The sequence below is a fragment of the Helicobacter sp. T3_23-1056 genome (assembly GCF_053654535.1).
Genome location: NZ_JBSIUU010000006.1, coordinates 34,429 through 60,392, shown reverse-complemented (window position 1 = coordinate 60,392; position 25,964 = coordinate 34,429). Strand labels below are relative to the sequence as shown.

21 protein-coding genes and 1 pseudogene are annotated in these 25,964 nt (G+C 39.2%); 13 read left to right on the top strand and 9 right to left on the bottom strand.

What is annotated here, in order from left to right; genetic code table 11:
* Positions 1-10: 10 nt before the first annotated feature.
* Complete coding sequence (locus ACWIUO_RS04405; RefSeq protein WP_454176710.1) at positions 11-1,591, bottom strand: glycosyltransferase family 2 protein; 1,581 nt, start codon at positions 1,589-1,591, stop codon at positions 11-13.
* A gap of 303 nt (positions 1,592-1,894) precedes the next feature.
* On the opposite strand from ACWIUO_RS04405, the gene flgH reads away from it, so the two are divergent.
* The 5 genes and pseudogenes from flgH to ACWIUO_RS04380 all read left to right on the top strand — a co-directional run bounded on the left by flgH (position 1,895) and on the right by ACWIUO_RS04380 (position 8,170).
* Entirely contained in the window at positions 1,895-2,695 is an 801-nt protein-coding gene (gene flgH, locus ACWIUO_RS04400; RefSeq protein WP_454176709.1) for a flagellar basal body L-ring protein FlgH, read from the top strand.
* Positions 2,696-2,817: 122 nt separating this feature from the next.
* Positions 2,818-2,943 (top strand): annotated as a pseudogene (locus tag ACWIUO_RS04395) (cytidylyltransferase domain-containing protein); the annotation flags it as partial.
* A gap of 812 nt (positions 2,944-3,755) precedes the next feature.
* Positions 3,756-5,111: a hypothetical protein gene (locus tag ACWIUO_RS04390; protein ID WP_454176708.1), complete on the top strand. Its 1,356-nt coding sequence runs from the start codon at positions 3,756-3,758 to the stop codon at positions 5,109-5,111.
* Between the two features lie 118 nt (positions 5,112-5,229).
* Positions 5,230-6,141, top strand: a complete 912-nt coding sequence (locus tag ACWIUO_RS04385) for a peptidylprolyl isomerase (protein ID WP_454176707.1) — start codon at positions 5,230-5,232, stop codon at positions 6,139-6,141.
* Between the two features lie 190 nt (positions 6,142-6,331).
* Complete coding sequence (locus ACWIUO_RS04380; protein WP_454176706.1) at positions 6,332-8,170, top strand: tetratricopeptide repeat protein; 1,839 nt, start codon at positions 6,332-6,334, stop codon at positions 8,168-8,170.
* 214 nt (positions 8,171-8,384) lie between these two features.
* Here ACWIUO_RS04380 and ACWIUO_RS04375 read toward each other — a convergent pair whose 3' ends face one another.
* The 3 genes from ACWIUO_RS04375 to tgt form a co-directional block, all read right to left on the bottom strand.
* Entirely contained in the window at positions 8,385-8,600 is a 216-nt protein-coding gene (locus ACWIUO_RS04375) for a hypothetical protein (RefSeq protein WP_454176705.1), read from the bottom strand.
* Positions 8,601-8,674: 74 nt separating this feature from the next.
* Positions 8,675-9,085, bottom strand: coding sequence for a group III truncated hemoglobin (locus ACWIUO_RS04370; RefSeq protein WP_454176704.1), 411 nt, complete (start codon positions 9,083-9,085; stop codon positions 8,675-8,677).
* A gap of 137 nt (positions 9,086-9,222) precedes the next feature.
* The gene (tgt, locus tag ACWIUO_RS04365) at positions 9,223-10,350 is read right to left on the bottom strand and encodes a tRNA guanosine(34) transglycosylase Tgt (RefSeq protein ID WP_454176703.1); all 1,128 of its coding nucleotides are present in this window, start codon (positions 10,348-10,350) and stop codon (positions 9,223-9,225) included.
* Between the two features lie 246 nt (positions 10,351-10,596).
* Here tgt and ACWIUO_RS04360 point away from each other — a divergent pair, with 246 nt between their 5' ends.
* From ACWIUO_RS04360 to ACWIUO_RS04350, 3 genes are all read left to right on the top strand, one after another.
* Positions 10,597-12,039, top strand: coding sequence for a COG3400 family protein (locus ACWIUO_RS04360; protein ID WP_454176702.1), 1,443 nt, complete (start codon positions 10,597-10,599; stop codon positions 12,037-12,039).
* Positions 12,040-12,129: 90 nt separating this feature from the next.
* The gene (locus tag ACWIUO_RS04355; protein WP_454176701.1) at positions 12,130-12,423 is read left to right on the top strand and encodes a helix-turn-helix domain-containing protein; all 294 of its coding nucleotides are present in this window, start codon (positions 12,130-12,132) and stop codon (positions 12,421-12,423) included.
* Between the two features lie 195 nt (positions 12,424-12,618).
* Positions 12,619-12,804, top strand: coding sequence for a hypothetical protein (locus ACWIUO_RS04350; protein WP_454176700.1), 186 nt, complete (start codon positions 12,619-12,621; stop codon positions 12,802-12,804).
* 327 nt (positions 12,805-13,131) lie between these two features.
* On the opposite strand, the gene flgK is transcribed toward ACWIUO_RS04350, so the two are convergent.
* From flgK to ACWIUO_RS04325, 5 genes are all read right to left on the bottom strand, one after another.
* A complete protein-coding gene (gene flgK, locus ACWIUO_RS04345) occupies positions 13,132-14,961 on the bottom strand; it encodes a flagellar hook-associated protein FlgK (RefSeq protein ID WP_454176699.1) in 1,830 nt (609 codons plus the stop codon).
* Between the two features lie 3 nt (positions 14,962-14,964).
* Positions 14,965-15,402 carry a hypothetical protein gene (locus ACWIUO_RS04340; RefSeq protein WP_454176698.1) on the bottom strand — a complete coding sequence of 146 codons (438 nt, stop codon included), beginning with the start codon at positions 15,400-15,402 and terminating at the stop codon, positions 14,965-14,967.
* Positions 15,403-15,504: 102 nt separating this feature from the next.
* Positions 15,505-15,732 (bottom strand): hypothetical protein, encoded by a 228-nt coding sequence (locus ACWIUO_RS04335; RefSeq protein WP_454176697.1) that lies wholly within the window; start codon positions 15,730-15,732, stop codon positions 15,505-15,507.
* 93 nt (positions 15,733-15,825) lie between these two features.
* A complete protein-coding gene (locus tag ACWIUO_RS04330) occupies positions 15,826-16,011 on the bottom strand; it encodes a hypothetical protein (RefSeq protein WP_454172838.1) in 186 nt (61 codons plus the stop codon).
* Between the two features lie 292 nt (positions 16,012-16,303).
* The gene (locus tag ACWIUO_RS04325; RefSeq protein WP_454176696.1) at positions 16,304-16,996 is read right to left on the bottom strand and encodes a hypothetical protein; all 693 of its coding nucleotides are present in this window, start codon (positions 16,994-16,996) and stop codon (positions 16,304-16,306) included.
* Between the two features lie 688 nt (positions 16,997-17,684).
* Between ACWIUO_RS04325 and ACWIUO_RS04320 the strand changes: the two genes are divergently transcribed.
* The 5 genes from ACWIUO_RS04320 (at position 17,685) to ACWIUO_RS04300 (ending at position 25,817) form a co-directional block, all read left to right on the top strand.
* Positions 17,685-19,787 carry a hypothetical protein gene (locus tag ACWIUO_RS04320; protein ID WP_454176695.1) on the top strand — a complete coding sequence of 701 codons (2,103 nt, stop codon included), beginning with the start codon at positions 17,685-17,687 and terminating at the stop codon, positions 19,785-19,787.
* A 59-nt stretch (positions 19,788-19,846) separates the two neighbouring features.
* Positions 19,847-20,230, top strand: a complete 384-nt coding sequence (gene panD / locus ACWIUO_RS04315; RefSeq protein WP_454176694.1) for an aspartate 1-decarboxylase — start codon at positions 19,847-19,849, stop codon at positions 20,228-20,230.
* A gap of 461 nt (positions 20,231-20,691) precedes the next feature.
* Complete coding sequence (locus tag ACWIUO_RS04310) at positions 20,692-20,988, top strand: YbaB/EbfC family nucleoid-associated protein (protein WP_454176693.1); 297 nt, start codon at positions 20,692-20,694, stop codon at positions 20,986-20,988.
* Positions 20,989-21,085: 97 nt separating this feature from the next.
* A complete protein-coding gene (gene polA / locus ACWIUO_RS04305) occupies positions 21,086-24,001 on the top strand; it encodes a DNA polymerase I (RefSeq protein ID WP_454176692.1) in 2,916 nt (971 codons plus the stop codon).
* 169 nt (positions 24,002-24,170) lie between these two features.
* Entirely contained in the window at positions 24,171-25,817 is a 1,647-nt protein-coding gene (locus tag ACWIUO_RS04300) for a methyl-accepting chemotaxis protein (protein ID WP_454176691.1), read from the top strand.
* Positions 25,818-25,964: the final 147 nt, after the last annotated feature.

Below are 25,964 nucleotides of genomic sequence, written 5' to 3'. Positions count from 1 at the left end.
AGTGGAAACCCTATTTCTGCAACCCCATTTTTGCCCAAGTCGTTTGAGTTTTGCATATATATATATATATATTATGATTAGATTCTAGCATTGTGCGGGGATTTTCTGCGTGGTAGAGATGATAGGCGATGGCGTTATGTTTCACGCGCCGTAATTCTCCGCCGTTGAAAAGAAATCGCGCGACAAATTCGCTATCCTCGCGTCCCCAGCCGACAAACTCTTCATTAAAGCCATTTATCACCTCGCAATGGGCTTTATAAAAGCTCATATTACACCCTCGAATGCCCTTTATCAGCTCTTTTTTACGGAAAATTTTGGCGGTGGTTTTAGAAAATGTGTAGATGAGATTTGCGCAAAAATCGCAATGCGCGGATTTTAAAGAGTGTGAATCAAAAGCCAAAGCGTAGTTTTTCGCCTCTAAAATATTTGCCGTTTCGCTTTCGCTCAAAATCACGCGCGAGCCTTGCAAAAACACGCCACGCCGTGCGAATCGCAAATGCTCGGCAATGAAGCGTGAATCCAAAATCATATCGCCATCGATGATGATAATGTAGTCGCCACGCGCAGATTTTATTGCCTCATTGCGAATCTGCGCCAAGCGAAAGCCCTTATCCTCGTGCCAAATATGGCGCAATTCACAGGGGAAATCCTTTGCGTAAGATTTTATAACTTCACGCGTATCCGCACCGCTCCCGTCATCAGCGATTAGGACTTCTTTGGGGAGGGGATTTAGATTTCGCACAGAATCAAGCACAAGGGAAAGTCGCTCTTTTTGATTGTAAGTTGTAATGATGAGCGTGGTGGTTTGTGGTGTGGCGGATTTGTGGCATTGCGTTTCATAGAGTTTGGCGTATTTGAAAAACGAGCCAAGTGCGTTGCATAGGCTTAAAACAAAGCCCTTGTAGCCATAAAATATGCCTTTTTTGAAAAAATAATTTTTCACAAAGCTCCACGCAAAATGCGTAATTGCCTTTGAGATTGTGGCTTTTTTGCTACTATGGGCGTTTTGCTCGGCGTATAGCGTGGTGTAGCGTTGCAGTTTGTCAAGCAGCTGCGCGATTCCACTACACGCATAATGTTTGATATGCCCGCTCAAGTGGATTTTACGCGCTTCTTTTGGGATTATCACGCTCTCGTGGACAATGTTTTCATTAAAGCGCGTGAAATTTTTATTAAAAATCCGCCAAACAAAGTCTGGCGACCACCCGCACGCCTTTATCCACTCGCCTTTATAGAGATTTTTGCGTGATAGGGCGTAGATATTTTGGGGTTGCAAATTTAGGGCGCGGATTGCGCTTAATGCGCTAGATTCTAGCACTTCATCGCTATCGATAGAGAGAATCCACTCATTTTTGGCATAACTCACGCAGAGATTTTTTAGCGCACCAAAGCCGATAAACTCGCTTTGTTTGATTTGCAACTTGCCATAAGTGGCGTTAAAATCCTGCGCGATTTGTAGCGTAGAATCCGTGCTACCATTATCTAGCAAGATAATCTCATCAAATTCTTTTAGTGATTCTAGGCACTCTTTTAGCGTGGCTTGGGCGTTTTTTACGATAATGCAGACTGAGATTTTAGCGGGGTTGTTCATTTGTCCTCCGTGTAGGGAAAATCTAGTAAAAGAATAAAAAAACGCATTATACAAAAATATGCAAAACAATAGATTTGGCAAAAATATATGCAAAATCAAAGCAAAATCAACATAAAAACAAAATACAACAAAAAACAAACGACAGCACAAGCAAAAAAAGGAATAAATTTTGCTAAATTTTGCGATAGTGTCATAGAAAATATACAAAAAATGCTACGAGATGTAAAATGCTTTGTTTAGGAAGCATAGCTTGCAAAGCCAAATACCAAAAAAATCAAAAAAAACCCCCAAAGGAGCGCGAAAATGAAAAAAAACCCAAAAATGCCAAACCCAAAATATACCCAACAAAAAATACACACAAAAGCATACACAAAATGGGGCATTTTTGTCGCGTTTATCCCTGCTTTTTTGGGATTTTTTGGGCTATGCAGTTTGCTTAGTTTGTGTGTGGCTTATACTCCGCAGATTGATTTTAACCCCCCTGATTATGTAGAGGAAATGCCTAGCAAAGAGTTTTTGCCCGCACCTATGCAGGCTGGAAGCCTTTTTGGGCAAGGGGAGAGACCGCTATTTGCCGATAGGCGCGCTATGCGTCCAAATGATTTAATCACTATAAATATCGATGAAAACTCCACCGCCTCACTCTCTAGCTCCAAAAACTACACCTCCACTAGCAACGGACAAACAAACGCCCCCGTGCTAAACTACAACGGCACAGATGAGGAAGTCGCCAAAGATACCCAAGAGCTAAACAACACCACCAACTATTCGCTACAAAAAACTACGGACAACTCGACATTCAACGGCAGTGGCGCACAAAGTCGCAATGACGCGCTAAAATTTTCTATCACGGCTAGAATCCTAAAAGTCCTAGAAAATGGCAACTACTTTGTCTATGGGCATAATGAAGTCCTAATCGATGGCGAAAAACGGCTAGTAACCATAAGTGGCGTAATCCGCCCCTATGACATAGCGCGGGACAATACGATTTCATCAAAATATATTTCAGACTCTAAAATCTCATATCTAAGCGTGGGCTCTATCGGGCAGACAAACCACAAAAAAGACGGCTCGCAAGCAGTAGAAAATGAGTTTCCTTTTTAGATGATTTTGTTTGGCTGATTTTGGGTTTTTTCGTGTTGTGGATTTTGTGTTTGCGGATTTTATTTTTGCGGGGGTAGGTTTTGGATAAGGTTTTGGGAAATATTTTTAGAAAGCATAAGCCCATTTGCATTATCCCCGCTAGAGGTGGTAGCAAGCGAATCCCGCACAAAAATATCAAACATTTTTGTGGCAAACCTATCATTGCTTATTCGATACAAAATGCCCTAAAATCTAATCTATTTTCTAGCCAAGATTTTTCGCATTTTTCGCAATCATCGCAATCATCACGCCAACATTTATCGCCAAAATCATCGCCACAAGACACACTTACGCAAAATCTATCTATTCAAAATCCATTCCCCCAAAATCCATTTATAATCGTTAGCACCGATGATAAAAAAATCGCTAAAATCGCGACAAAATACGGAGCTAGCGTGCCATTTATCCGCCCTAGCAATCTAGCAAACGACACCGCAGGGACACTTCCTGTGGTGGCTCACGCGATAGATTTTTTGCGCGATTTTGGAGGGGATTTGGGGGTGGAGATTTGTGAGCAAACGCCTGTATGCGTGCTATATCCTACCGCACCGCTTATTGATTTTAGGCATATTTTGCGAAGTTTTGAGATATTTTTGCGCGCTAGGGAGAAGTGTGAGTATGTGTTTTTTGCAAATGAGATAGCAAAAAATCCTCTGCGTAGCTTTGTGCTAGAATCTAATTTGGCAGGGGATTTGAGTGAGGATTTTAGCGGGGATTTTGGGCAAGATTTAAATGTAGATTTTGGCAAAAACATTGGCAAGCCAAAAATGCTTTTTAAGCAATATGAGAGCGTGCACTCGCAGGATTTGCCACGCGTATATGTCGATGCGGGCGTGCTTTATTGGGGCAAGGCTAGCACTTTTAGCGCGCAAAAGCCTATCTTTTCTAGCCACTCACTTGCCATAAAGCTAGATTCTAGCCACGCACAAGACATAGACACCATTAGCGATTGGAATCTAGCAAGGGCGAAATTTTTGGCATTACAAAAATCTAGCAAAGCTAAAAAAGCATAAACTAAAAAATGACTAGCAAAAAACAATCGCCACGCATTCACTGCGCAATCCTAACTAGCTTTGGGAAAAAGGCAGGTGGAGGGCATTTGCACCGAGCGCAAAAAATCGCCCACATACTAAAATCATATCTTTGTGAAAAATCTAAAAATATAGATTTTGCTATCCTAAATAGCGAGGAAAAAGGACAAAAAAATTGGATTTTTTTGAGTGAGTTTCGCGCTATTATGGCTAAATACGCCTTTATCATTATCGATAGCTATGAGATGAAATCTAGGCATTTTAAAGCCCTGCTAAAAGAGCAAAAAAAGCAAAAATCTAACAAAGTTTTGATACTTGATGATGGGGCGAAGTTTTTGGATTTTGTGCGTGAGAGAGTTGCAAAAAAAATGCGTGCAAAAAGCGAGCAAAAAAAAGCAGATTTTGCAAACGCGCTAAGGGGGATATATGTGCTAAATGGTGGGCTATCTAGCGAGAATCTTTTGAAGGATTTTACAAAAAAGCTAGCAAAAAAAACGGCAAAAAAAATCAATAATTTGGGTGCAAAAAAGACAAATAATTTGTGCGTAAAAAATCGCGCTTCAAATGCTATGGCTAATCGCTTAGATTTTGAGATTTTGCGTGATTTTCTTAAAAACAATGTCTTTTATGGTGCAAAGTTTTTTATCAAAAATACAGATTTTGATTTTGCACAAAAATTCGCACAAAAGAGACTTATAAAGCCACGCATCAAAGATATGTTAATCACATTTGGCGCAAGCGATAGCCTAAACTACACGCAAAAAATATCAAATATGCTACATAGAATTATCTTGCAAGATACAAAAATATCTAGCATTGTAGATTCTAACATTTGCCTACATATCGTGCTAGGCGGGTTTTATCCGCATAGTTTTTATCCAAAATCTAATATGGCAAGCCCAAAATCTAAGCAAAAATCTAGCCCCTCAAGCCAACGCATAAAAATCACTCACAAAATCTACCAAAATCTATCCTCAAAAAAACTTGCTAGGGTGATGAGAAAATGCGACATAGCAATAAGTGCGGGGGGGCAAAGCCTCTATGAGCTAGCACAAAGCACGCTTCCATTTGTCATTATCCCCACTGCTAGTAATCAACTAGCACAATCTAGCGCGTTTGCCAAAAAAACAGGGGCGATTTTGTTAAAAAACGCACCCCCAAATACACGCCCAAACACGCATAATAACACAAAAAATCATAAGATTTTGCGACAAAATCTAGCCACTTCTCTTTGTAGCCTTAGCCAAAAAAAGCGCGCAAAAATAAGCCAAAATCTAGCCAAACTAGAGCTAGGAAAATCCTCCATCAACATAGCGCGTAGATTTTTGGAGCAAGATTTAGACTAAGGCTTGCCCCACGCAAAAATATCGCAAAAACTTAAAATTTACAAAAAGTGGATAAAATCCTGCGAATTGTGTTTTCACATTTGTGTTTTACACAAAATCTACATTTTGGAGTATCTAAATGAACAAACAACATAACGCAACAAATGGCGCGATAAGCGCGACACACACAGCCTTTAGGGCAAAAGCAAAGCTAGCAAGTGTGCTAATGGCTAGCTTTTTGGGATTTGGCGGGGTAGATTTTGCGTTTGCAAAAGTGCTAGCCACAGTCGATGGAGTGCAGATAACTGATGCGGATTTTGATGAGATAAAGGCGCAAAATCCAAACTTTGAGTTTGACAAACTCACAAAAGAGCAAAAACAAGAGTTAGTAAATAGCGCGGTGATTAGTGTTTTAATCGCTAAAGAAGCGCAAAAAAATAAGCTAGATTCTACCCCAGAATTTACCCAAACCTACAACAAAATCACAAAAAACATAAAAGATAGGCTTCTAGTAGATATATGGCAACAAAAAGAAGCGCAAAATATCGCTAGCAAAATCACCGTAACCGACCAAGAAGCAAAGGCGTTTTTTGACAAAAACAGCGCGCAATTTTCTAAGCCAAATGTAACGGCGCGACATATCCTTGTCAAAACCGAATCAGAGGCAAAAAAAGTCATTGACGAGCTAAACAAAACTCCCAAGAACAAGGTAGAGCAAAAGTTTAGCGAAATCGCAAATAAGCAAAGTATTGACGCAGGAAATAAGCAAGTCCAAAACGGCGGGCTTATAGGTAGTTTTACCAAAGAGCAAATGGTAAAACCTTTTTCAGATGCGGCGTTTGCTATGAGCGTGGGCAACTACTCAAAAAGCCCTGTGAAAACGGATTTTGGCTACCATATCATCTATGTCATCGACAAGGCTGATAAATATGATTTTGACAAAATCAAAGAGGGGCTAAAACAAGAAATAGGACAACAAAAACTAATCGAAGAAATGCAAAAAAAGGTGGATTCTCTCCGCGCCAAAGCAAAGGTGCAAATTTCTTTATAGGGTTTTTGTAAGTTTGTAGAGCTTTGCAAGTTTTTTACGAAAGTAAAAAAAACGAAAAATCACATTATAAATTGCATTTTGGAGGGGGATTTTGGCTTAGATATGAGCGATTAAATAGCTTGGTAGGGAATCAAATAGGGGTTTTAAGATACACGATAACCTTAAAGTGAAGTAGATTAAAGGGGTTTTTATGTCTAGTTGCTTTAAAGTTTTTATCAAAATATTTTTTAGTTTTTTATGTTTTTTCTTGCTTATTTTTTATCCTGCCTTACTTTGTGCTAAATCAAAAAACTTAGACACAGAGTCTGCCAACATTGATTTGACTTATCAGACATTGCCACATCGGCAAAATCTAGCAACGCAAGATATTTTTGATATAGATTCTATGATGAGTGCGCACGCCACTTCACTTCTATCAAAAAAATTTGTCCAAAAACTACAATCCAAAAAAATCATCGCCATTTCAGACATAGAAAACACCACACAAGAATCTATCGACATAGAATCTATGATGATTGGTTTTAAACAAAGCGTTGTGGAAAAATTTGTTTTTACAAATGCGATTGCTAGCAATGCAAATAAGGCTGATAAACTTATCAAGGATTCTCGCACATTGCGAAACAATGCCGAATACAACCAATACACTACCAAAGAGGAGGGAGGCTTGCTAGCACCTGATTATTCGCTATCGGGCAAAATAAGCAAGAGGGCAAAATCCATAGGCAAAGAAGTGCGACTAGAATATGCGATTTTACTAAGGCTTACGGATTTAGCCACAGGCGTGGAAGTATGGAGTAATATCGCAAAATCGACTAAAATCTTGCCTAAAAATGTAGCCCAAAAATATCTGCAAGAATCCAAAAACCAAAAATCTACCGCTACACCAAACACGCCAAAAACAACAATAAGCAATAGCGAGTGGGAAAAGGCTTATGAAAAATGTTTGAGTGAGGATTTTGGTGCGTGTCAAAGATTGGTAGATAATGGTTTGGCAAATGTCGAGCAATGCGATAAAGAATCGTGTAATAAAATAGGGACTATTTTGCGTAATATTGGGCGTTTAGATGAAGCAGTGGAGTATTATAAGCGGGCTATTAGTTTGGGGGATTATGAGGGGTATCGTTATTTAGGGATTTTAGATAGTTCTTTTAAAAAAGATTTTACTAATGCAAAGAAAAACTACGAAATCGCTTGTGATAAGTATAAGGAAAAAGAATCTTGTTTTTTGTTGGCAATAATGTATGAAAAAAATGAGGGCATTCCACAAGATACACAAAAAGCTACTTATTACCATAAAAAGGCGTGTGATTTGGGTAGCGAAATTTGCAAATCTTTCAACTTACTAAAAACAACCTTGCAAGAATCAAAGCAACAATGGGAGGATTGCACAAAATATAAAAACGCTAGCGCGTGCAAAAAAATCATTGATAGTGGTTTTCCAAGTGCGGACAAATACGATGATAAGCAAGCCTGCAATGACATAGGAATAATTTACAATTTAGCAGGGTATCCCAAGCAAGCAATCCCCTACTATGAGAGAGCTATTTCTTTAGGATATGATAAGGCATATTTTAATCTAGGACTTTTATATCAACAAAACAACGATAAGGAAAAAGCAAAGAAATATTATCAGCCCGCTTGCGATAAAGGCATATACGAAGCGTGTTACGCGCTAAGCGCATTTTTTATAGAGGAGCGAGATTTTTTCAATGCAAAGAAAAATTTTGAAATTTTATGTGATAAATCAAATAGCAGTTTCAAAGGCGATGCTTGTGCTTTGTTAGGGACAATGTATGTTAATGGCGAGGGGGTAAGACAGGATTATAACAGGGCATTTGAATATTACAAAAAATCTTGCGAACTTAAATCGCCTGCGGGGTGCAATAATTTGGGCGTGGCTTATTATTTTGGGCAGGGCGTAAGAGAGGATTTTTCATTAGCAAAACAATATTATGGCAAGGCTTGTGATTTGGGTAGCCAAAAGGCTTGCGATAATTATAAAAGACTAAACTTGCAACATAATCACTAAAGCTACTTTTTGTCATATATTTGGCATTGTTAAAAACAAAGTATCTAAAATGAAACTGCAATTTTACAAAGCCTAGATTTTTGCAATGATGATTCATTAGTATTTACCCACCCCAAACCACTCCCGTAAGGGGTGGGGGTTTTTTAGATTTCACCGCCGTCATTATAGGCAAGGATTTACTTCCGTCATTGCGAGCAGTTTGGATTCTTTAGAATCAAAACTGCGTGGCAATATACAATGTAGAATAAAAATAGATTCCCACGCAAATCCTACTTTTGACAAAGTCGCATTTGCTTGCAAGGACGGCAAAAAACGCAGAATCTAAAAATTCACCCTCCATTGCAGATAGGGAAGTGTAGATTGCCACAAATCTAGCTTTTTTACAAAATTTAGATTTGTAGCCTAGACTCATAGCAATGATAAAAAGCAATGGATTGCCATAGCTTCCTATGAAAGTCTAGCAATGCCAAATAAAGAGAATCCAAAAACTCAATAATCCCCCAGCTAATGCGGAAAATCATATAGTATTTTTTGAAATCGTTGGGCTATGTCTTGCGCCCGCGAAATCATCTCATTAGCAGGTGTGCTATCAAACACTTCTTCACAAGAGCTCTTAAAAAGCCCTAGCCAAATCTCAAAAAACTCTCTAGGAAATGGCTCTAAATCCAAATGCGCTTTAAGCGGTGCGCCGTGATAGTCCTGCTCGCCTAGAAATATGCCTCCCCAAAAAGAAGCGATTTTTTGTTTGTGCGCGCTCCAGCTTGCCTCATCAGTGCCTATTTTGGCATTAAAGATTTTGCCTAGATTCTCATCTTTTCGCACTTTTGCGTAGAATATATCCATAAGTTTGGCGATTCCCTCTTTGGTTATTTGGGGGTTTTTTGGTGGTGTGTGTGGTGTGGTTGAAAACTGCATTTTGCGTCCTTTTTGTGAAAAATACTTCGTATCAAAAGCTATCAAAACCTGCCTTATAAAAAACCTATAAAAAACTTGATAAAAAACCTGCTAGGTTTTATCACAAGATTCTAAATATAGCGCAAAATCTTATTGCGCTATATTTTTGATTCTCTTTTGGCATAAAATGTAGCCTTAAACTCCGCCCATTTATCGTGCAAAATCGCCTCTCTAGCCCCGCGCATCAGCTCCAAATAATAATGCAAGTTATGGATACTAGCAAGACGATGATAGCTTAGCTCATTTGCGCGAAAAAGGTGGTGTAGATATGCGCGAGATACGGTTTTGCACGCGTAGCATTCGCAATCGCTATCGATTGGCGATGTGTCAAATCGATATTGCTGATTTTTTATGTTGATTCTCCCAAATGTGCTAAAAAGCGTGCCATTTCGTGCATTTCGTGTCGGCATCACGCAATCAAACATATCCACCCCCCTTGAAATGGCTTCGATTAGATTTTCGGGTGTGCCTACGCCCATAAGATAGCGCGGTTTATCGCGTGGCAAAAGTGGCGTGCTAAATTCTATCGTGTCATACATTTCTTGTGCTTCCTCGCCCACTGCTAGCCCCCCTAGCGCGTATCCATCAAAATCTAGCTCCACTAGCTCGCTAGCACTTTGTAGCCGAAACTCTTGGCTTACGCCACCTTGCACGATTCCAAAGATATGATTTCCCTCTGCCCTGCCATCATCTTTTTTTTGCTCATAGTAGATTTTGCTCTGCTTAGCCCATTTGGTAGTCGTTTCTACGCTTTGTTTTAGCCTAGCGTTATCCGCGGGCAATGCGATTAAATCATCTAGCACCATCATAATATCGCTATTTAGTGAGAGTTGCATATCTAGCACGCTTTGTGGCGTAAATAAATGCCTGCTTCCATCGATATGTGAAGCAAACTCCACCCCTTGTGGAATCTTTTTGGCATTGCCCCCTAGACTAAATGCTTGAAATCCGCCCGAATCGCTTAAAAAACTCCCGCTAAACCCGCTAAATCTATGCACACCTCCAAATCTATCAAACACCTCTGCGCCCGGTCGCAAATATGTGTGATAAGTGTTTGCCAAAATGATTTTTGCACCTAGTAGCGATAAATCATCTGCGCTAAGGGCTTTTACGCTAGCTTGCGTCCCCACAGGCATAAATACAGGCGTTTGCACCACTGAATGTGCCAAAGACAAAGTCCCAGCCCTAGCATTGCCACTGCTAGCTTCTAGCGTGAAAATAGACATTTTTTCTCCTTTTTGTCGTATATTTGTGGTGTTTATCGCTATTTTGGTTGTGATTTTGGCTTTATAAAAAAGCGCGTTAAAAATGCGCGTCTAAAAATGTGTATTGTGTATAAAAACTAAAATGATTTATATGTGTTACTTGGTTTTGGTATAATGTCCGTTTTTGCATTTTTGTTGGCATTTGTTTAGTAGCTTTGATTTTGTGTATTTTACGGATAAATCTATTAGAAATTAAGGATAAAGATTTTGAAAAAAGTCGTGTTGATTTTAGATGGCATTGTAGCAAAAAATTTCCTAGAAACCACCGCCCAAAAGTATTTTAGCAACAATTTATACATAGTCATCGCCAAAGATTCTAGTATGTTTCCAGAGAAAATCCCAAGCGCGTTTAGCTGCTATGAGTTTGACTATACTTCATCATTTCATTTAGAGCAAGTGCTAGTAGAGCACACTCGCGCTGAAATTAGCAATATTTTTATCATTATCGAAAATGTAGAGGAAAAACAAGCCGTCTTTAAAATCTGCAAAAAATTATGCAAGGATTCTAGGATAGTAAGCCTTAGCAAAGGGTTTAGCGAGAAAATCTTGCAAAAAAAAGATGACAAAGCGATATTTATCGATGAGACAAACTTGATAGTCGCACAATGCGTCTCAAGACTGCCAAATGTGCCTGTTATCCCGCGTGGATTTGGGCTAGGCAAAGGCGAGATTATGGAGATTGGCGTGCCATTTGGCTCTTTGCTTGCGTATCGGCATATCGGCTCTATCCAGCAAAAAAACTTCAAAATCATCGGCGTATATCGCCAAAATGAGCTGATTTTAGCGACATTTTCGCTTGTGGTGCAGCCTCAAGATATTATGCTTGTCGCAGGTGAGCCAAAGGCATTAAACAACCTTTATAAGCAAGTAAAATCTGATATTGGGCAGTTTCCATCTCCATTTGGGAGAGATATTTATGTGTATGTGGATATGTTTGCCCAAAGCAGTGAAGCGATTTTAAAAGAAATCGATGAGGCGATATATCTGCATTCTAAAATCCGCTCTACTAAGCTTTTTGTCAATGTCTTGCGCCCGCGAGATTTTGATACTATCGATAGGATAAAGCAAATGTGTGGCGTGGATTCTAGTATAAGCCTTATTTTTGATTATCAAAATCTAGATTTTAGGCAAAAGCTAAGCATCGATAGTGAGAAAAAAATCGGGCTTATCATAATAGGGGAGCAAATCTTTAGCAAAAGGGGCAATAGAGCGGCACTTTTTCGCACAAATTCTCCCGTGCTAAAATCTGCCAAAGAAAATCTAAAAGAAGCCACAACTTGCTTTGTCGTGCTAAATGAGCAGATGAATAAGGGCGAAAATATATCCTCTGTCATCTTTGATATAGCCGTGCAGATGAAGCTACAAATCGAAGTATATGACTTTGACCCAGATGCTTTGCACCAAGAGGATATTATCAAAGATTATGCAGCCCTTGCGAAAAGCTTCGGGGCAAAAATCGATTTTGTAAAAACAGAAAACAAAAATCCTATTTTTTATCTAAACGAATTAAAACAATCTAGATTGCATTTTTTGCCATTTGAAGAGTGCATAACAAAAAGTAGATTTTTTGCAGGATTTTCTAGCAAAATCGAGCAATTATCGGTATTTTTGGATAGACACCCACAGCTTTTAGTGCCAATCAGCAGGTAGATTTTGGCTAGATTTTGCTTTTTTGTTTTGCAAAATTTTGCACGATTTTTGCAAATTTTTTGAAAAACAACATTTTACAAGGAGTCATCATTGAAAGCAAAAAAACACAAAAAAACACGCACCGCAAAAGACACCCTCCAAGACATACTACTAGAAAATGCCCACAAAACTATCGGGCAGAATGTGAAAAAAGCTAGAGAAAGCGCAGGGCTAACCCAAAGTCAGCTATCTAATGCCATAGGACATACAAGCGTAAGTATCATATCTTGCGCAGAGATACACCACAAAGGGGGGCATTTTAATATCGAGCATTTGCTAAAAATCGCTTCGGTGCTAGACATTGATGTAAAAGAATTTTTTAATGGCGTAAAGATGAATGCGTAGGCAATGTATGGGTAAATCAATGTGGTAGAAAATCTAAACACAAATGAAAATATTTTGGCTTTTTTAGAGCTTTGATATGACAATTTTGTAGCCATTTGGCTTAACTCAATATGACAAGATTTTGCGACTTTTGACAAAAATCACAAAAATTTTGGGAATCTATTTTTATGACAAGATATTTTGGATACTTCGGCTATGTCTAAGTATGATAATTTGTGTAAGGGCGATGATTATAGATTGCAACGCGTGGCTTACGCCACGCTCGCAATGACAAAATGCGTGGCAACTCAAAATCTTATCACACTAAAATCTGTCATAATGATGGCGAAGTCTGAAAGTATCCAAAAAGCACATTTTGCAAAATTTTGCAAAATAATGTGATTTTGTGATTTAATGTGAGTTTGCAAAAAATTGGGTATTTTGGCTTTTTTAAAGCCAAAATATAACAAAAATCATTTAAATACTTTGGCTTGGAGCAAAAACAAAAGTATGGCAAAAAACGACATAGATTGCCACGCATTAGATTTTGCCAAAATGCAGAATCTAATTTCTCGCAATGACGGCAAAGATTCCCACTACATTGCAGAGGTGGCTAGGGGGTGAGTTTGTCATAGAATGTGGTAAACCATAAACATAATTTGCATAAGGCAAAAAATGACAAAAAGCTCTCAACAAAAAGCCCCAAATGTAAAATCTAATAGCTAGATTTTATGGCTGTTTTATGCTTAGAAGCGTGTCTATCATTTTGTCGATGGTGGTTATGACTTTGGCATTTGCGGCATACCCGCCTTGAAACTTTATCAAATCCACCATTTCCTCATCGATACTCACTTGCGTGATAGATAGATGCTCTTTTTTTGTGGCTTCAAAGACGGATTTTTTGGTATCTAGCGTGCGTTGGGTTTCCTCTGTGTCGGTGGCTATGCGTCCCGCGGCAAACTGATAAAACTCATTTACGCCCATTTTAAATGCCTGCTTTGTGTGCTTGTTGTAAAAATCGATTTTGTCGTATTGGAGTTGTTGCATCATATTTGCGATTTCAAAATTGCCCGCTGTGGGAGTTAGCCACGGACGGATTTGTGTGGCGTCTTTTTCATAGTCTCTATGTAGCCTCATATCTCTAGCACTATTTCCTTGCAAAAATTTGTTGATTCCCATAGCACCTGTGAAGTTTGTGCCATTGTCTTTGATAGCGACATATAGCCCTTCGCGTGGGTTTGTGGATTCGATGACAAATTGTCGCACTTCTGGGTCAAAAATCGCCCTAAAATAGTCATCAAAATCGTTTATGTCGTTGTTGTCGTTGTTGTCATCATCGTTGTGATTGATAGCGCGGATAATGTCGTGCATAGTGGTTGTATTATCGATATAGATTCTTTTTGTAGCGATTACATCGCCTTTTGTGTTATACGCCATCAAGTCAAACGAGCCGTTTTTGAAATTGTAGTTGGTATCTTTTAGTGCTTCATATCGTCCAAACTCCACCCTCTCGCCCACAAGGCTAGTGGCAGCTGATTGGGCGTAAATCGCGTTTGTAGCTTCCATAAATCCTTGCGCAAATGTATCAAGCAAGTCAATATAATGCTGTATATGCCCGATTTTTGTGCCTTTGTATCCTGTGTTATACAGCGCGATTAGCGAGCCTGCTTTGCCCTCATCTAGCTTGTCTGTAATATCCACATCTTTAAAATCATAAGTATGCCAATACGCGCGGTTTAGGTGCTCTGCGTTGTTTTCTTTGTCTAGCTTTATGGGGTGGAAAGTGTAGCCATCTACCATATTAAACCCTTTGGCGATATTCATCACATAGTTTTCATCAAAATCCGCATTTCTAGCTTGGAGCAAAGAATCTGTGCGGAGGTGGTTTTTATACACGCGCCCGCCTATGATTTCGATTAGGTGAAATTCATATTGGTCGCGTCTATCGCGCAATTCATTTGCTTGGCGGTATTGTTTGGCATCTTCCATTTCTTTGATTTTGCCATTTAGGTGGGCGATTTCAGAGCCTAGACGATTTGCCTCATTTACGAGGGTTTCTAGATTTTCACTTGCTTGGCGTTGGAGATTTACTAGCTTTACGCGGGTATCGCGGATATTGCGCGTAAGCACTTGGGTAGCTTCGGCTAGGACTTGCTTTTGGGCTGGGTCTTGGGAGTTTTTGGAGACATCTTTCCACGCGTTAAAATACGCTTCTAAGTCATTGTAGATTCCCACACCATCGACATCGGGGAAATACGCCGAAATCTCACGCAAAAAATCAAAGCTATTTTGAAAAAACGCCATTTCAGAGCCAGACTTGGTATATCTATCAAACACAAAATCATCGTGGATTCTGCGAATCGCTGGAATATCTACACCGCGCCCGATGATAAGCCCTTGGTGCATCACAAGCGGTCGCTCTGGCTGGGCTATCACGCGCTTGCGACTATAAAACTCATCACTTGCATTTGAAATGTTGTTGCTAGTGGTATCCACCATCACTTGGTGTCCCACAAGCCCCGTGTAAGAGGTATTTAGCGAAGATAGAATCCCACCCATAGTCTAAGCCTCTATTTGCAAAAGATTGATACTAGCGTTTGGAGTGGATTTTTTGTCGCTATAGCTTTGGGTTTCTTTGGGGATAAGTTTGTCCATAAGTGAGGTAAAAAACTCACTCACGGCAAAGACGATTTGCGCGTAATTAGAATTTAGCTTTTTTAGCTCTTTTAGTGCTTCGCCCATCTCATCAAAAAGTTCCTGCGTGCTAGAATCGATTAGCTCTTTTATGTCTTTTTGTGGATTTTTGGTTTTTAGAGTTAGCATTTCTTGGCTAATTAGTGCCTTTTTGGTTTCAAACTCTTTGATAAGCGCGTCTTTTTTGGGATTGCGCTCAAAGATTTCTTCGTGCCTAGCGGCTTTTATGGATTCTATGTCTTGTTTTGTGTAGTCGATAAGTGTGCGAAGGTCGGTGATAGCACCTTGAATGTATTGCATAACCATTTTGTATCCTTATTTGCCCCCTCTCGTGTTTTTGTCCGCCTTTTGGATTCTTGTGCCTTTGACACAAGATAGGGCAAACTCACGCAAATAAGGAGGTTTTGGTTATATATTAAGCAAATCTAGTGCCATTTTTTCGGAAGTTTTTTGCAAGTCAAGTTTGTATTCTTTTGCCGCGATAGAATCCCTAATTTCAGCGATTCTGTTTTGGGCTGCGACTTGGGCTTCATCGCTTTTGTTACTGCGGTGGGCTGATACTTTGGTATCTTCGTCCTTGTATGCGTTAGCGTTTCGCGCATTTAGCGAAGCGATGTTTGAGCTTATGGTATTCATTTGCACTCCTTTGTGTTTAGCATTGTTTGCTTGATATTTGTGTGTATGTGGGCTATATCGGTAGAAAATCCAAAAGATTTAAGCCAGCTACTCTCACTTTTTTATGGCTTTATTCATCTCTTTGGCAAAACTCTCCACGCTTGTCGCACCTTTTGACCCGCTATCTTGAAAAAGCGAGACATTGGGATTTACCCGATAAGTAAAAAACCCGACAAACACCATAACATAGCAAAACAAAAAAAAGCATAGCGTTGGGAAAATCCAAGTTTTCACATCCATTTTGCAACCTTTTTAAGTAAGAAATAAAGTGAAGTAGAGAAATGCCCCGCTATAATATAACGCAAGATACGCACACAAGGGCAAGCAAACGCTATCAACATACAAGCGATGCCCACACTCACGCGATAATCTCGCCTTACGAGGCACGATTATATAACAAAATCGGCAAAAGGTGGATATTTTTTGTCTCATTTTGTGCTAATTTTTGCATTTTTTGGGCTTTTTTGCAAAATTTAGCGTGAATTTTGCGATTTTTTGATTATTTTGCAACTAAATAATCTATCAACCAAGCTTAAAATCTATACATATACGAAAATGAAACCAGATTGGTAGGTTTTATTGTGGCAACAAAGTTTGTTTGTGTTGTTGGAGTGCCAGTGCCTGCTTTATTTTTTATGGTAGCCTCACTAGATTTTATATTTTTATCATTATATGTCTTGTATGTATAGCCTAAACCAAACTGATGATGATAGTTTTTAGTAGTAAATAAAAGTCCTATACTAACGATAGCTCCATAAGCATTAAATTTATCAAATGGATATTCTCTTTGCAGGCTTCCATTCCAACCCTGACTACTTCCAGCAAACGATTCGTTGATGTTGCCACCACTAAAATGGCTCATTTCAAACCCTGCTCCTAAGGATAATCCAAAAATCCTTGTGAATTGTAAAAGATATTGTGCCTGCAATCCCCAATTAAAAGCATTAAATGAACTGCTATTCATTGAAGTGCTACCACCATCTCCAGCTCTCGTATAAGTAAAATAAGGCACGATTCCACCATAGCCTAAATGTGCTTTTAATCCTAATCCCATTTTTTCTATGAAATACCACTGATACCCCAAAATAAGATTTCCAACTCCTCCAATCCCGCCTTTTTCATCGATGCTATCGGGGGCATTGCTATTGCCGTGATATATTTTCCCAGATATGTTGCTTGTGCTTACTACTGCCCCAACTTCAAATCCCACAAAACACGCACTCAAACTATGCTTACCACTGCATAGGGATTTTTTTGTGTTACTAGCTTCGCTAGACTCGTCATTACTATTTTGTGTGTTTTTGTTTGATATGTGTTCTTGCTTTTTGCTTGATTGTTTGGGCTGTTTAGCATTATTTTGTTTAGGATTTTGGGCGTCTTGCTTGGCTTGCTCGACTTGTTTTTGTAGCTCTAAAAGTCGCAGTTCTTTTTCTAGTCTTTCTATTTCATCATCAGTATTTTTAGAGGGTTTTGCTTGAGAAACACTAAGCGTTACAGCGACAATACAAAGACTTAAGATTTTGATAAATCGTGAAAAATCTAGGCGATTACGAGAGAGAGAGAGAGAGTAGTTGGCGTTTGTTTGATAATTGCTTTACGCAGTTGTTGTAGCCTTCAAAGCTATTGCGAATTAACAACTTGTGAGTATTCATTTTATGCTCCTTGCTAAAAATATAGTCTTTGCAAAATGCAAAGTTGCGAAGCATTGTAGCGTATTAAATTCATTTTTAAGGCAAACCGCTATGTAAATTTATGTTTTAAGTTTTGAAGTTTTTATCCAAAATAGTTTTGTTTAATGCGTTTGCTAATAAATGTGCTAGCATTTCATTTCATTTTAATTGATTCATAATCAAATCTATGCTTAAAGGCTATCATAACAACTAGATTATAAAATGCAAAAAAAAAGGAAAAAAGTGTCAAAAACCTCCACAAATTTCGTTGATTTTACTTACGCATTTATTTTTCTAAGCACCAAGACGCGCAAAGAAATCGCTCCATTTGAGGCGATTTTGTGTGCTCTAGCAAGAGAGCACGATTTAGATTTTGCTAGCGTTTTTTGCACAAATCAGCATAGCACAAAGCCAAATAAGCTACATTTTTTTGTCCGCCCATCTTTAGATTTTCTAAACCCAAAATCTAATCAAAATCCACAAAATCTAATCATTTCCTTTGCAAATGCTATAAGCGAGAATCTACCTTTGAGTATGGATTTTGTATTTGGCGAGATAAAAAAAGCTAGCGAGCTACAACAAGATATGCCAAATATACTGCCAAAAAGATTTTCTAGCACCTTGCCAGCCCTGCTAAAAAAAGCAAAATCTATCCCCACAGTGCTACAAACAAAAAAACTTTTGCAAGATTTTGAAGTAGCTTGCAATGCAAAATCTAGCACAAATCAATCCCTGCTAAATGCGACATTAAAGCCATTTTTTGTAGATATAAGCATAAATGATAAAAAAATAGATTTTGCCAAAAATAAGGCAAAATCTAGCGAATTGAGTGAATTGGTTGTAGAGATTTTGCGTGTGAGTGAGGCGTTAGCACAGGGGCAGTCCGTGCAGATACAAACCACTAGAGGCGATATTTGTTTAAGCACAAAAGACAAAACCCCGCTTGTAATGTTTTTTGAGCTAGGTGCGGTGCAAAGCTATATGCGTGTCCATAAAGCCCAAATAAGCCTGCTAGGGAGCTTTGAAAAGCCGAGTATGAAACTATGCCCAAAAGAAGTGTTTGGGAAAGAATTTTTCCCTAGCGATAATGCCACAAACAAAGACATTGAGTGCATACTAGCATTTGAGCCACTTTTGGCATTGCTAGGCGTAGGGGCTAGGCTAAATGGCGTAGAATTTGCATTTGTAAGCCCGCTAAATGCAAAAACTTTTGGCACAAAACCGCTTGATATAAGTATTTTTAGCAACGCAAAAACGACAAAATCTAAATGCGATTTTCAAAAAAAATCCACAAAAAAAGATTCTAACTCCCCAAAATCTAACAACGCAGAATCAATAATGCTAGATTTTGCGCTAGATTCCACTCTTTCATACACTATCCCCCCTCATAAGCGCGTAGTATGCGACAAAAACGGCATATATATCGAGGATAAATACACTTCATTAAACCTATTTTCGCTTATTCGCAAGCATTATCCACAAACGCTAGAATCTAGCCTAAAATCTAGCACAAATAATCCCCCAAGTAACGCCACCAAAGCAATGTATGCCTCTCAAATGCTTGTAATCTATCTCTCAAAATCCAACAATAGCGCGATATGGGTGTATAAAGCAAATCCGCCACAAGAGGATTTACCCCAACAAAACAATCAGCCACAAAAAAAAGAAGCACGCACACAAAACCAGCCACAAAAAGACACATTTAGCGAGATTTTGCACATAGATTTTCCTACAAATCCAAGTGAGATTTTAGCACGCCTAGCCACATACAAAAACGGCGATAAACTAATCGCAAATTTTAAAGCGCATTTTGGTGCAAAATCATTAGATTTTGGCAACCCCACAAACGATGCCACAAGCAATATTGCGCACGATACCAAAAACAATGCCAAAGAAGATTCTAGTCAAAATCTAATCGCATTTTTTGCTATCATCGCCAAAGTGCTAGGCTATTGCGATAAGCACACAAATACCCAAGAGGGCATACAATCCTTGCTAAATAATGCCAAATTGTTTTTGAGAGATAAAGGACCTCGCATAGACTACAAAACGATAAAAAATCAACAAGGTAGATTAGAGCTAGATATGCCAAAAATCTTGCGAAGTGCGATGAGCTTCGCGCTGGCGGGCGTGGATAGCGCGACTTTGTGCTATGGGGTGGTGGATTCTTTGTGCGAATTTGTAGGGGGGCTAGCTAGAGATATGTCTCAAAACTACGCTATTAACAAAATCTTTTTATGTGGCGATATGCTAGTAGAATCGATATTTTTAGATAAAATCCTGCACTACATTCCAAAAGATTTAGAAATCATCTTGCCCCAAGATGGCTTTGTAGATACGATATAATCACGCAACCGCGCAACCGCTCAACAAGCGCAAAATCAACAAACAAAAAGGATAAAACTATGCAATGTGAAATGCTTTTTTCCAAAATCCACCGCGCAACACTAAGCGAGGCAAATATCAACTATGTAGGTTCGATTACGATTGATTCTGCGCTCTGCGAGGCGGCGGGACTGCTAGAGGGTATGAAAGTCGATGTGGTAAATGTCAATAATGGAGAGCGATTAAGCACTTATGTGATAAAAGGCGAGGCAAATAGTGGCACAATATGTCTAAATGGCGCAGCCGCACGAAAAGCAAGCATAGGCGATATAATCATCATCATAGCGTATGTGAGTATGGATTATGAGCTAGCAAAAAGCCACAAGCCAAAAGTCGTATTTGTCGATGGCAAAAACCACATAACAAAGGTAGAATCACATATTGATTCTTATCCAAATGAGTGATTGATAGCATACAAAATACAAAGCTAGCAAAAGCAAATAATAGAATTTGATTTTTTAGATACAATACACAGCACAACAAATTGAGGTATTTATGAGTAAAAAAGACGGCGTGAAAGCAAATATAAATTTGTCTATCGCGCTAATGGTGCTACTTATATGAGCGTTATTTTTTGTTTTGGCATATCTTTTTATCCATTTTAGGACATTGATATTGCTTGAATTGTGTATCGTGGTATTTGTTGCTTTTTCACTTGTGTGTGGTGTAGTATGCGCATCTTTTTTGTATATAAAAAATGTTAGAAAGATAGAGAAAATGAAATGACAGCTGGAATGATTGCTTTGATTTTTTGCGCATTTGCATTTGTTTTTGCAGTGGGCGTGGTGTGTTTTGCGCTTTATAAAGCATAGATAGCGTTTTTTGGTGCAAAATGTGAAAAATTTAATGAAATAAAGGAACAACAATGTTTGATATGAAAAATCTAAGTCAAATGCTAGGCGGAATGCAAGAGCAAATGCAAGAAATGGAAAAACAAAGCAAAGAAATGATTATGACTGCAAAAAGCGGTGGAGGGCTACTTAGCGTGAGTATCAATGGTGCGGGCGAAGTGGTGGATATAGCCATAGATGATAGCCTGCTTGAAGATAAAGAGTCATTGCAGATTTTGCTTATCTCCGCGCTAAATGACGCGTATAAAAATGTCGAGGAAAATCGCAAATCGCTAGCCTTAGGAATGCTAGGCAAAATGAGTCCTTTTTAGGATTTTGTCAAAATCTAAAATCATCGCAAATCCATAAAATCTACAAAATCCACACATAAAATCAACAACCAAAATCTATGCAAACGGAGCAAACAAAGTGCAAAAACTAATCATCATTGATACTTTTGGATTCTTTTTTCGCAATTTTTTCGCGCTCCCACCATTGCGCAACAAAGATGGATTCCCCACAGGGCTTCTTATGGGGTTTGCAAATCTCATAATGAAACTACACAAAAACAACGAGGGGGATTTTGTGGTGTTTGCATTAGAAGGCGAGGGGGTAAATAAGCGCAAAGAATTTTATGCCAACTATAAAGCAAACCGCGCAAAAGCCCCTGAAGACTTAATCTTGCAACTCCCAATCGCCATAGAATGGATAGAAAAAATGGGCTTTGTAAATCTATCTATCAGAGGCTATGAAGCCGATGATGTCATAGCCTCTCTTGCCACGCTTGCCGAGCGCAAAGGGCTACACACGCAAATAATAAGCCACGACAAAGATTTATACCAGCTAATAAATGAGCATATTTACTTGCTAGACCCTGTGAAAAATAAGGAAATCCACGAGGAAGAATGCTTTGAAAAATTTGGCGTGTATCCCAAAAATTTTATTGATTATCAAAGTTTGGTAGGCGATAGTAGCGATAATGTCCCGGGCATAAAAGGCATAGGCGCAAAAACTGCTTCAAAGCTAATAGAGCGATTTGAAACGCTAGAAAATATCTATGAAAATACAGAATCTATCGCGCAAATCGTGGGTGAGAGGCTAGCAGGCGTGATAAAAGATAGCAAAGATTCTGCGTTTTTAAGCAAAAGGCTTGTGAGTTTGGAGAGGGGACTTTTTAGCGAGTTTGACTTCTCAAAATCGCTAATGCCCCCAAAAAACCCGCTTAGCAAAATCCTAGATGAAATGAAAAAATATGAGTTTGCCAAAATCGTGCAAAGACTAAGCAATGAAAATCCAAGCGTATCTTTTAGCCAAATCATCGCACAAGATAATGCAAATAATGGCGTTTTAAGCGATGCAAAAAATGGGCTATCAAAAAAGGGATTAGCAAAAAAAGGACTAGGGGGTGTGGAAGTAGAATCTAGCCCAAAAATCCACACCATAAACGATGGGCAAACAGGGCAGATTCAAGCACCAAATGTGGATTTTGGGATTTTTGGCTATGTGAGAGAATCTAGCCTAGAATCAACAATAAATGAAAACCTAGCAACATCGCCATTTCACTTCAAAGCGACAAAAATACAATCATTTGCAGAGCTAGAAAATATACTAGATTCTATCCCGCAAGATTGTCTAATCGCGTATGATTGCGAGACTACCGCGCTTGATACCAAAGAGGCAAATATCGTAGGTTTTAGTTTTTGTGCTGATGGGGTAAATGCTTATTATGTCCCCATAGCCCATAGCTATCTAGGCGTAGAATCCCAGCTAAGCATAGATGAGGCAAAAAAAGCAATCCAAAAGATTTTTGCCCACTCTCTAATCGGGCATAACCTCAAATACGACTTAAAAATCGCTCAAAATCTAGGAATCAACTACGACTATAAAAATGGCAGAATCTATGATTCTATGGTGCTTGCGTGGCTTTTTGATAGTGTGAGTAAAGTCGGGCTAGATGAGCAGATGAAAAAATGGTTTAATTATTTGATGATAAGTTTTGGCGAGGTTTTAGGCAAGCTAGATGATTTTTCTCAAGTGCCAATCCCAAATGCCACCAAATACGCCGCTGAAGATGCCGCAGCTAGTTTTAGGCTATTTTTTCGGCTAAAAGCCGAGCTAGATTCTAGGGGATTGTCGCATATATTTGATTTAGCGCAGAATGTAGAATTTCCTTTTATCAAAGTGCTACTTGCGATGGAAGAAGAGGGCATAGCTATCGATGAGGTGCATTTTAGGGATTTGCAAGAGAGATTTGCCAAAGAAATCGCACATATCGAGCAAGAGATTTTCTCTCTTTGTGGCAGTGTGTTTAATCTAAATTCCCCAAAACAGCTTGCTTCTATGCTATTTGACACGCTAAAGCTAAAAGCACAAAGGCAAATAAAAGGCGGATATAGCACTGATGAGAAAACTTTGCAAACTTTGCTAGATGCCCACCCCGCTATCCCTAAAATCCTAGAATACAGAGAGCTAGCCAAACTAAAAGGCACTTATGTCGAGCCTATGCTAAAACTCCAAAAAAACCACAAAATCTACACTTCATTTTTGCAAACAGGCACAGCCACAGGGCGACTTAGCTCAAAATCCCCAAACTTGCAAAATATCCCCGTGCGAAGTGAGCAGGGCAGGCTTATCCGCGCAGGATTTTGCGCTAGCGATGATTCTAAGATTTTGCTATCGATTGATTATTCGCAAATCGAGCTTAGGCTTTTGGCACATTTTTCCAAAGACCCCGTGCTTTTAGAAGCGTTTGCCAATGATTTAGACATTCACTTGCAAACCGCAAAAATCATATTTGGCGAGAGTAGCGCAGAGCAAAAGCGCAATGTCGCAAAAAGTATCAATTTCGGGCTTATCTATGGAATGGGCGCAACAAAACTATCCCAAACGCTAAAGATTCCACTAAAAGAAGCAAAAAGCTATATTCAAGGATATTTTCTCTCTTTTCCCACGGTCAAAGATTTTCTAAAATCCAAAGAAGAAGAGATTTTGCAAAAAGGCTATGCAGAGACTTTGCTAGGGCATAGGCGGTATTTTAGTTTTTCAAATGCGACAGAATTTATGAGGGCAAATTTTTTGCGCGAGGGAATCAACTCAATATTTCAAGGCAGTGCAGCAGACATAATCAAACTAGCAATGCTAAAAATCCACACTCTTTTGCAAGAAAAACATAGCGGTGTAAAAATGCTTTTGCAAGTGCACGATGAGCTAATATTTGAGCTAGACAGGGAGGGAGCGGAGCAAAAAGCAAAAGAGCTAACCAACATAATGGATAATATCTACACGCTAAATGTCCCACTAAAATCAAGCTACGCGCTAGGCAGGACTTGGGCAGAGCTAAAATAAGCCAACGCAAAAGAATCTACATAATAAAGAATATTAGCAAGTTAAAAAACACTAAATGGAATTTATGCTATAATCCGCAAGTTGCTTTTGACATAGGATTTTAAGGTAGTAGCGGAGTTTGTGATAGAGAGTTTGCAATAAAAGACAAAAATAACCAAAAGGATAAAAAATGACAAAAAAACCTATGAGTGTATTTGTGATTTTAGGGCTTGGATATGCGGCATTGGTAGCGATAATGTTGCTTGTGTGTATCTATGCGATAATACAGATTGGTTCTATTAGAGACAAACTCACCGAAATAAACGAAGTAAATTCTGTCAAACAACGCATTGCGATTGATTTTCGTGGAAGTGTGCATGATGAATCTATCGAAGTGCGCGATGTGGTGCTAACAGATATAAATGACACCGCCACGCTAAACAAACTAAACCGCTCCATCTCACAGCTCCAAGACAAATACGAAAACGCACGAACTAGAATGAAAAACACTTTTGAAAACAAAAAAGATGGGCTTGGCAAGGTAGAAAAAGAGATTTTGGGACGCATAGATGATATAGATTCACGCGCCCGCCCCATCATCGCACAAATCCTTGATGCAAAAAAAGCTGGCGATGATAGCTCTGCGATAAACGCGCTAAACAAAGCTCGCCCGCTGTTTGTAGAATGGCTTGCGACAATCAATGAATTTATCGATTTAGAAGAGAGCAAAAATCAAGCGGTTACCCCTGTGGTGCAAAATGCCGTAGCGGTGTTTCGCGGGGTGTTTATCATCAGTGCGATTTTAGCCATAGTCGCTAGCGTGCTTATCGTGTGGTTTATCATAGGCTATCTTGTGAGGCTACTAGGCGGAGAGCCAAGCGTGGCTTCGCGCAGTGTGAAACTAATCGCTAGCGGGGATTTGAGCGAAAATCTATCTAACAACATAGGTATGCTAGGCGAAATCGCAGCTATGCAAGAGAGGCTAAAAAAAATCGTGGGAGAGATTTTGCTATCTGCAAATGATATTTTTAAAAATACCCAACTTGTCGCAAGTGCTAGCTCGGATTCTCAAAAAGCCTCTATCACGCAAAGTGAGACGGCTAGAAACTCCGCAAAACAAATCGTAGAAATCTCTGAAGGCATAGCCCAAATCGCCCAAATCGCCAAACAAACAGAGGAAAACTCCGAAAAAACCCTAGCCCTATCTCGCAAAGGACAAGAGGCAATGACCGATACACAAGAGACCGTAGAAGCCGTTACGCAAATGGTAATATCCTCTGCAAACCAAATCCTAGAGCTAGAAAAACAATCTAGTGAAGTAGGCTCATCAGCCTCTCTCATCGCAGAAATCGCCGACCAAACAAACTTGCTAGCTCTAAATGCCGCTATCGAAGCGGCTAGAGCTGGAGAGCACGGCAGAGGGTTTGCCGTAGTCGCAGATGAGGTGCGCAAGCTAGCCGAGCGCACAAGCGGTGCTACTTCGCAGATTTCAGCGATGATTTCACATATCAACCAAGAAATCCAAACCGTAGCCCAAGCGATGAATCAAGCCGTCCCACAGGCACAAAAAAGTATCGAGCTAGCCACGCAAACCGCTTCTGTGCTAGATGAGATAAAAGAGCAGGCGACAGATTCTCTCACAAAGGCAAAAGATGTCAGCGACTCATCAAGACATCAAGATGAAAGCGTGAAACATATCCGCGAAGAAATGGACGAAATGGTGCAAATCTCACGCAACACCACAGAACTTATGAATAAAACTTCTAGGGCGGTAACGGATTTGGAAAATATCTCTACAAAACTCAAAGAAAATATTGGATTTTTCAAAGTTTCTTAGCAAACATTTTTCAATGCTTTTTTATGCTAGATTTTGCATTCTTAAATAATGCTAACAACATTGCAAAATCTAGCTAACAGCTTTAATCCAAATCGTTTTTCACAAACAAACTAAGCAAGACTCATTTATCTTTACTTACGATAAAGC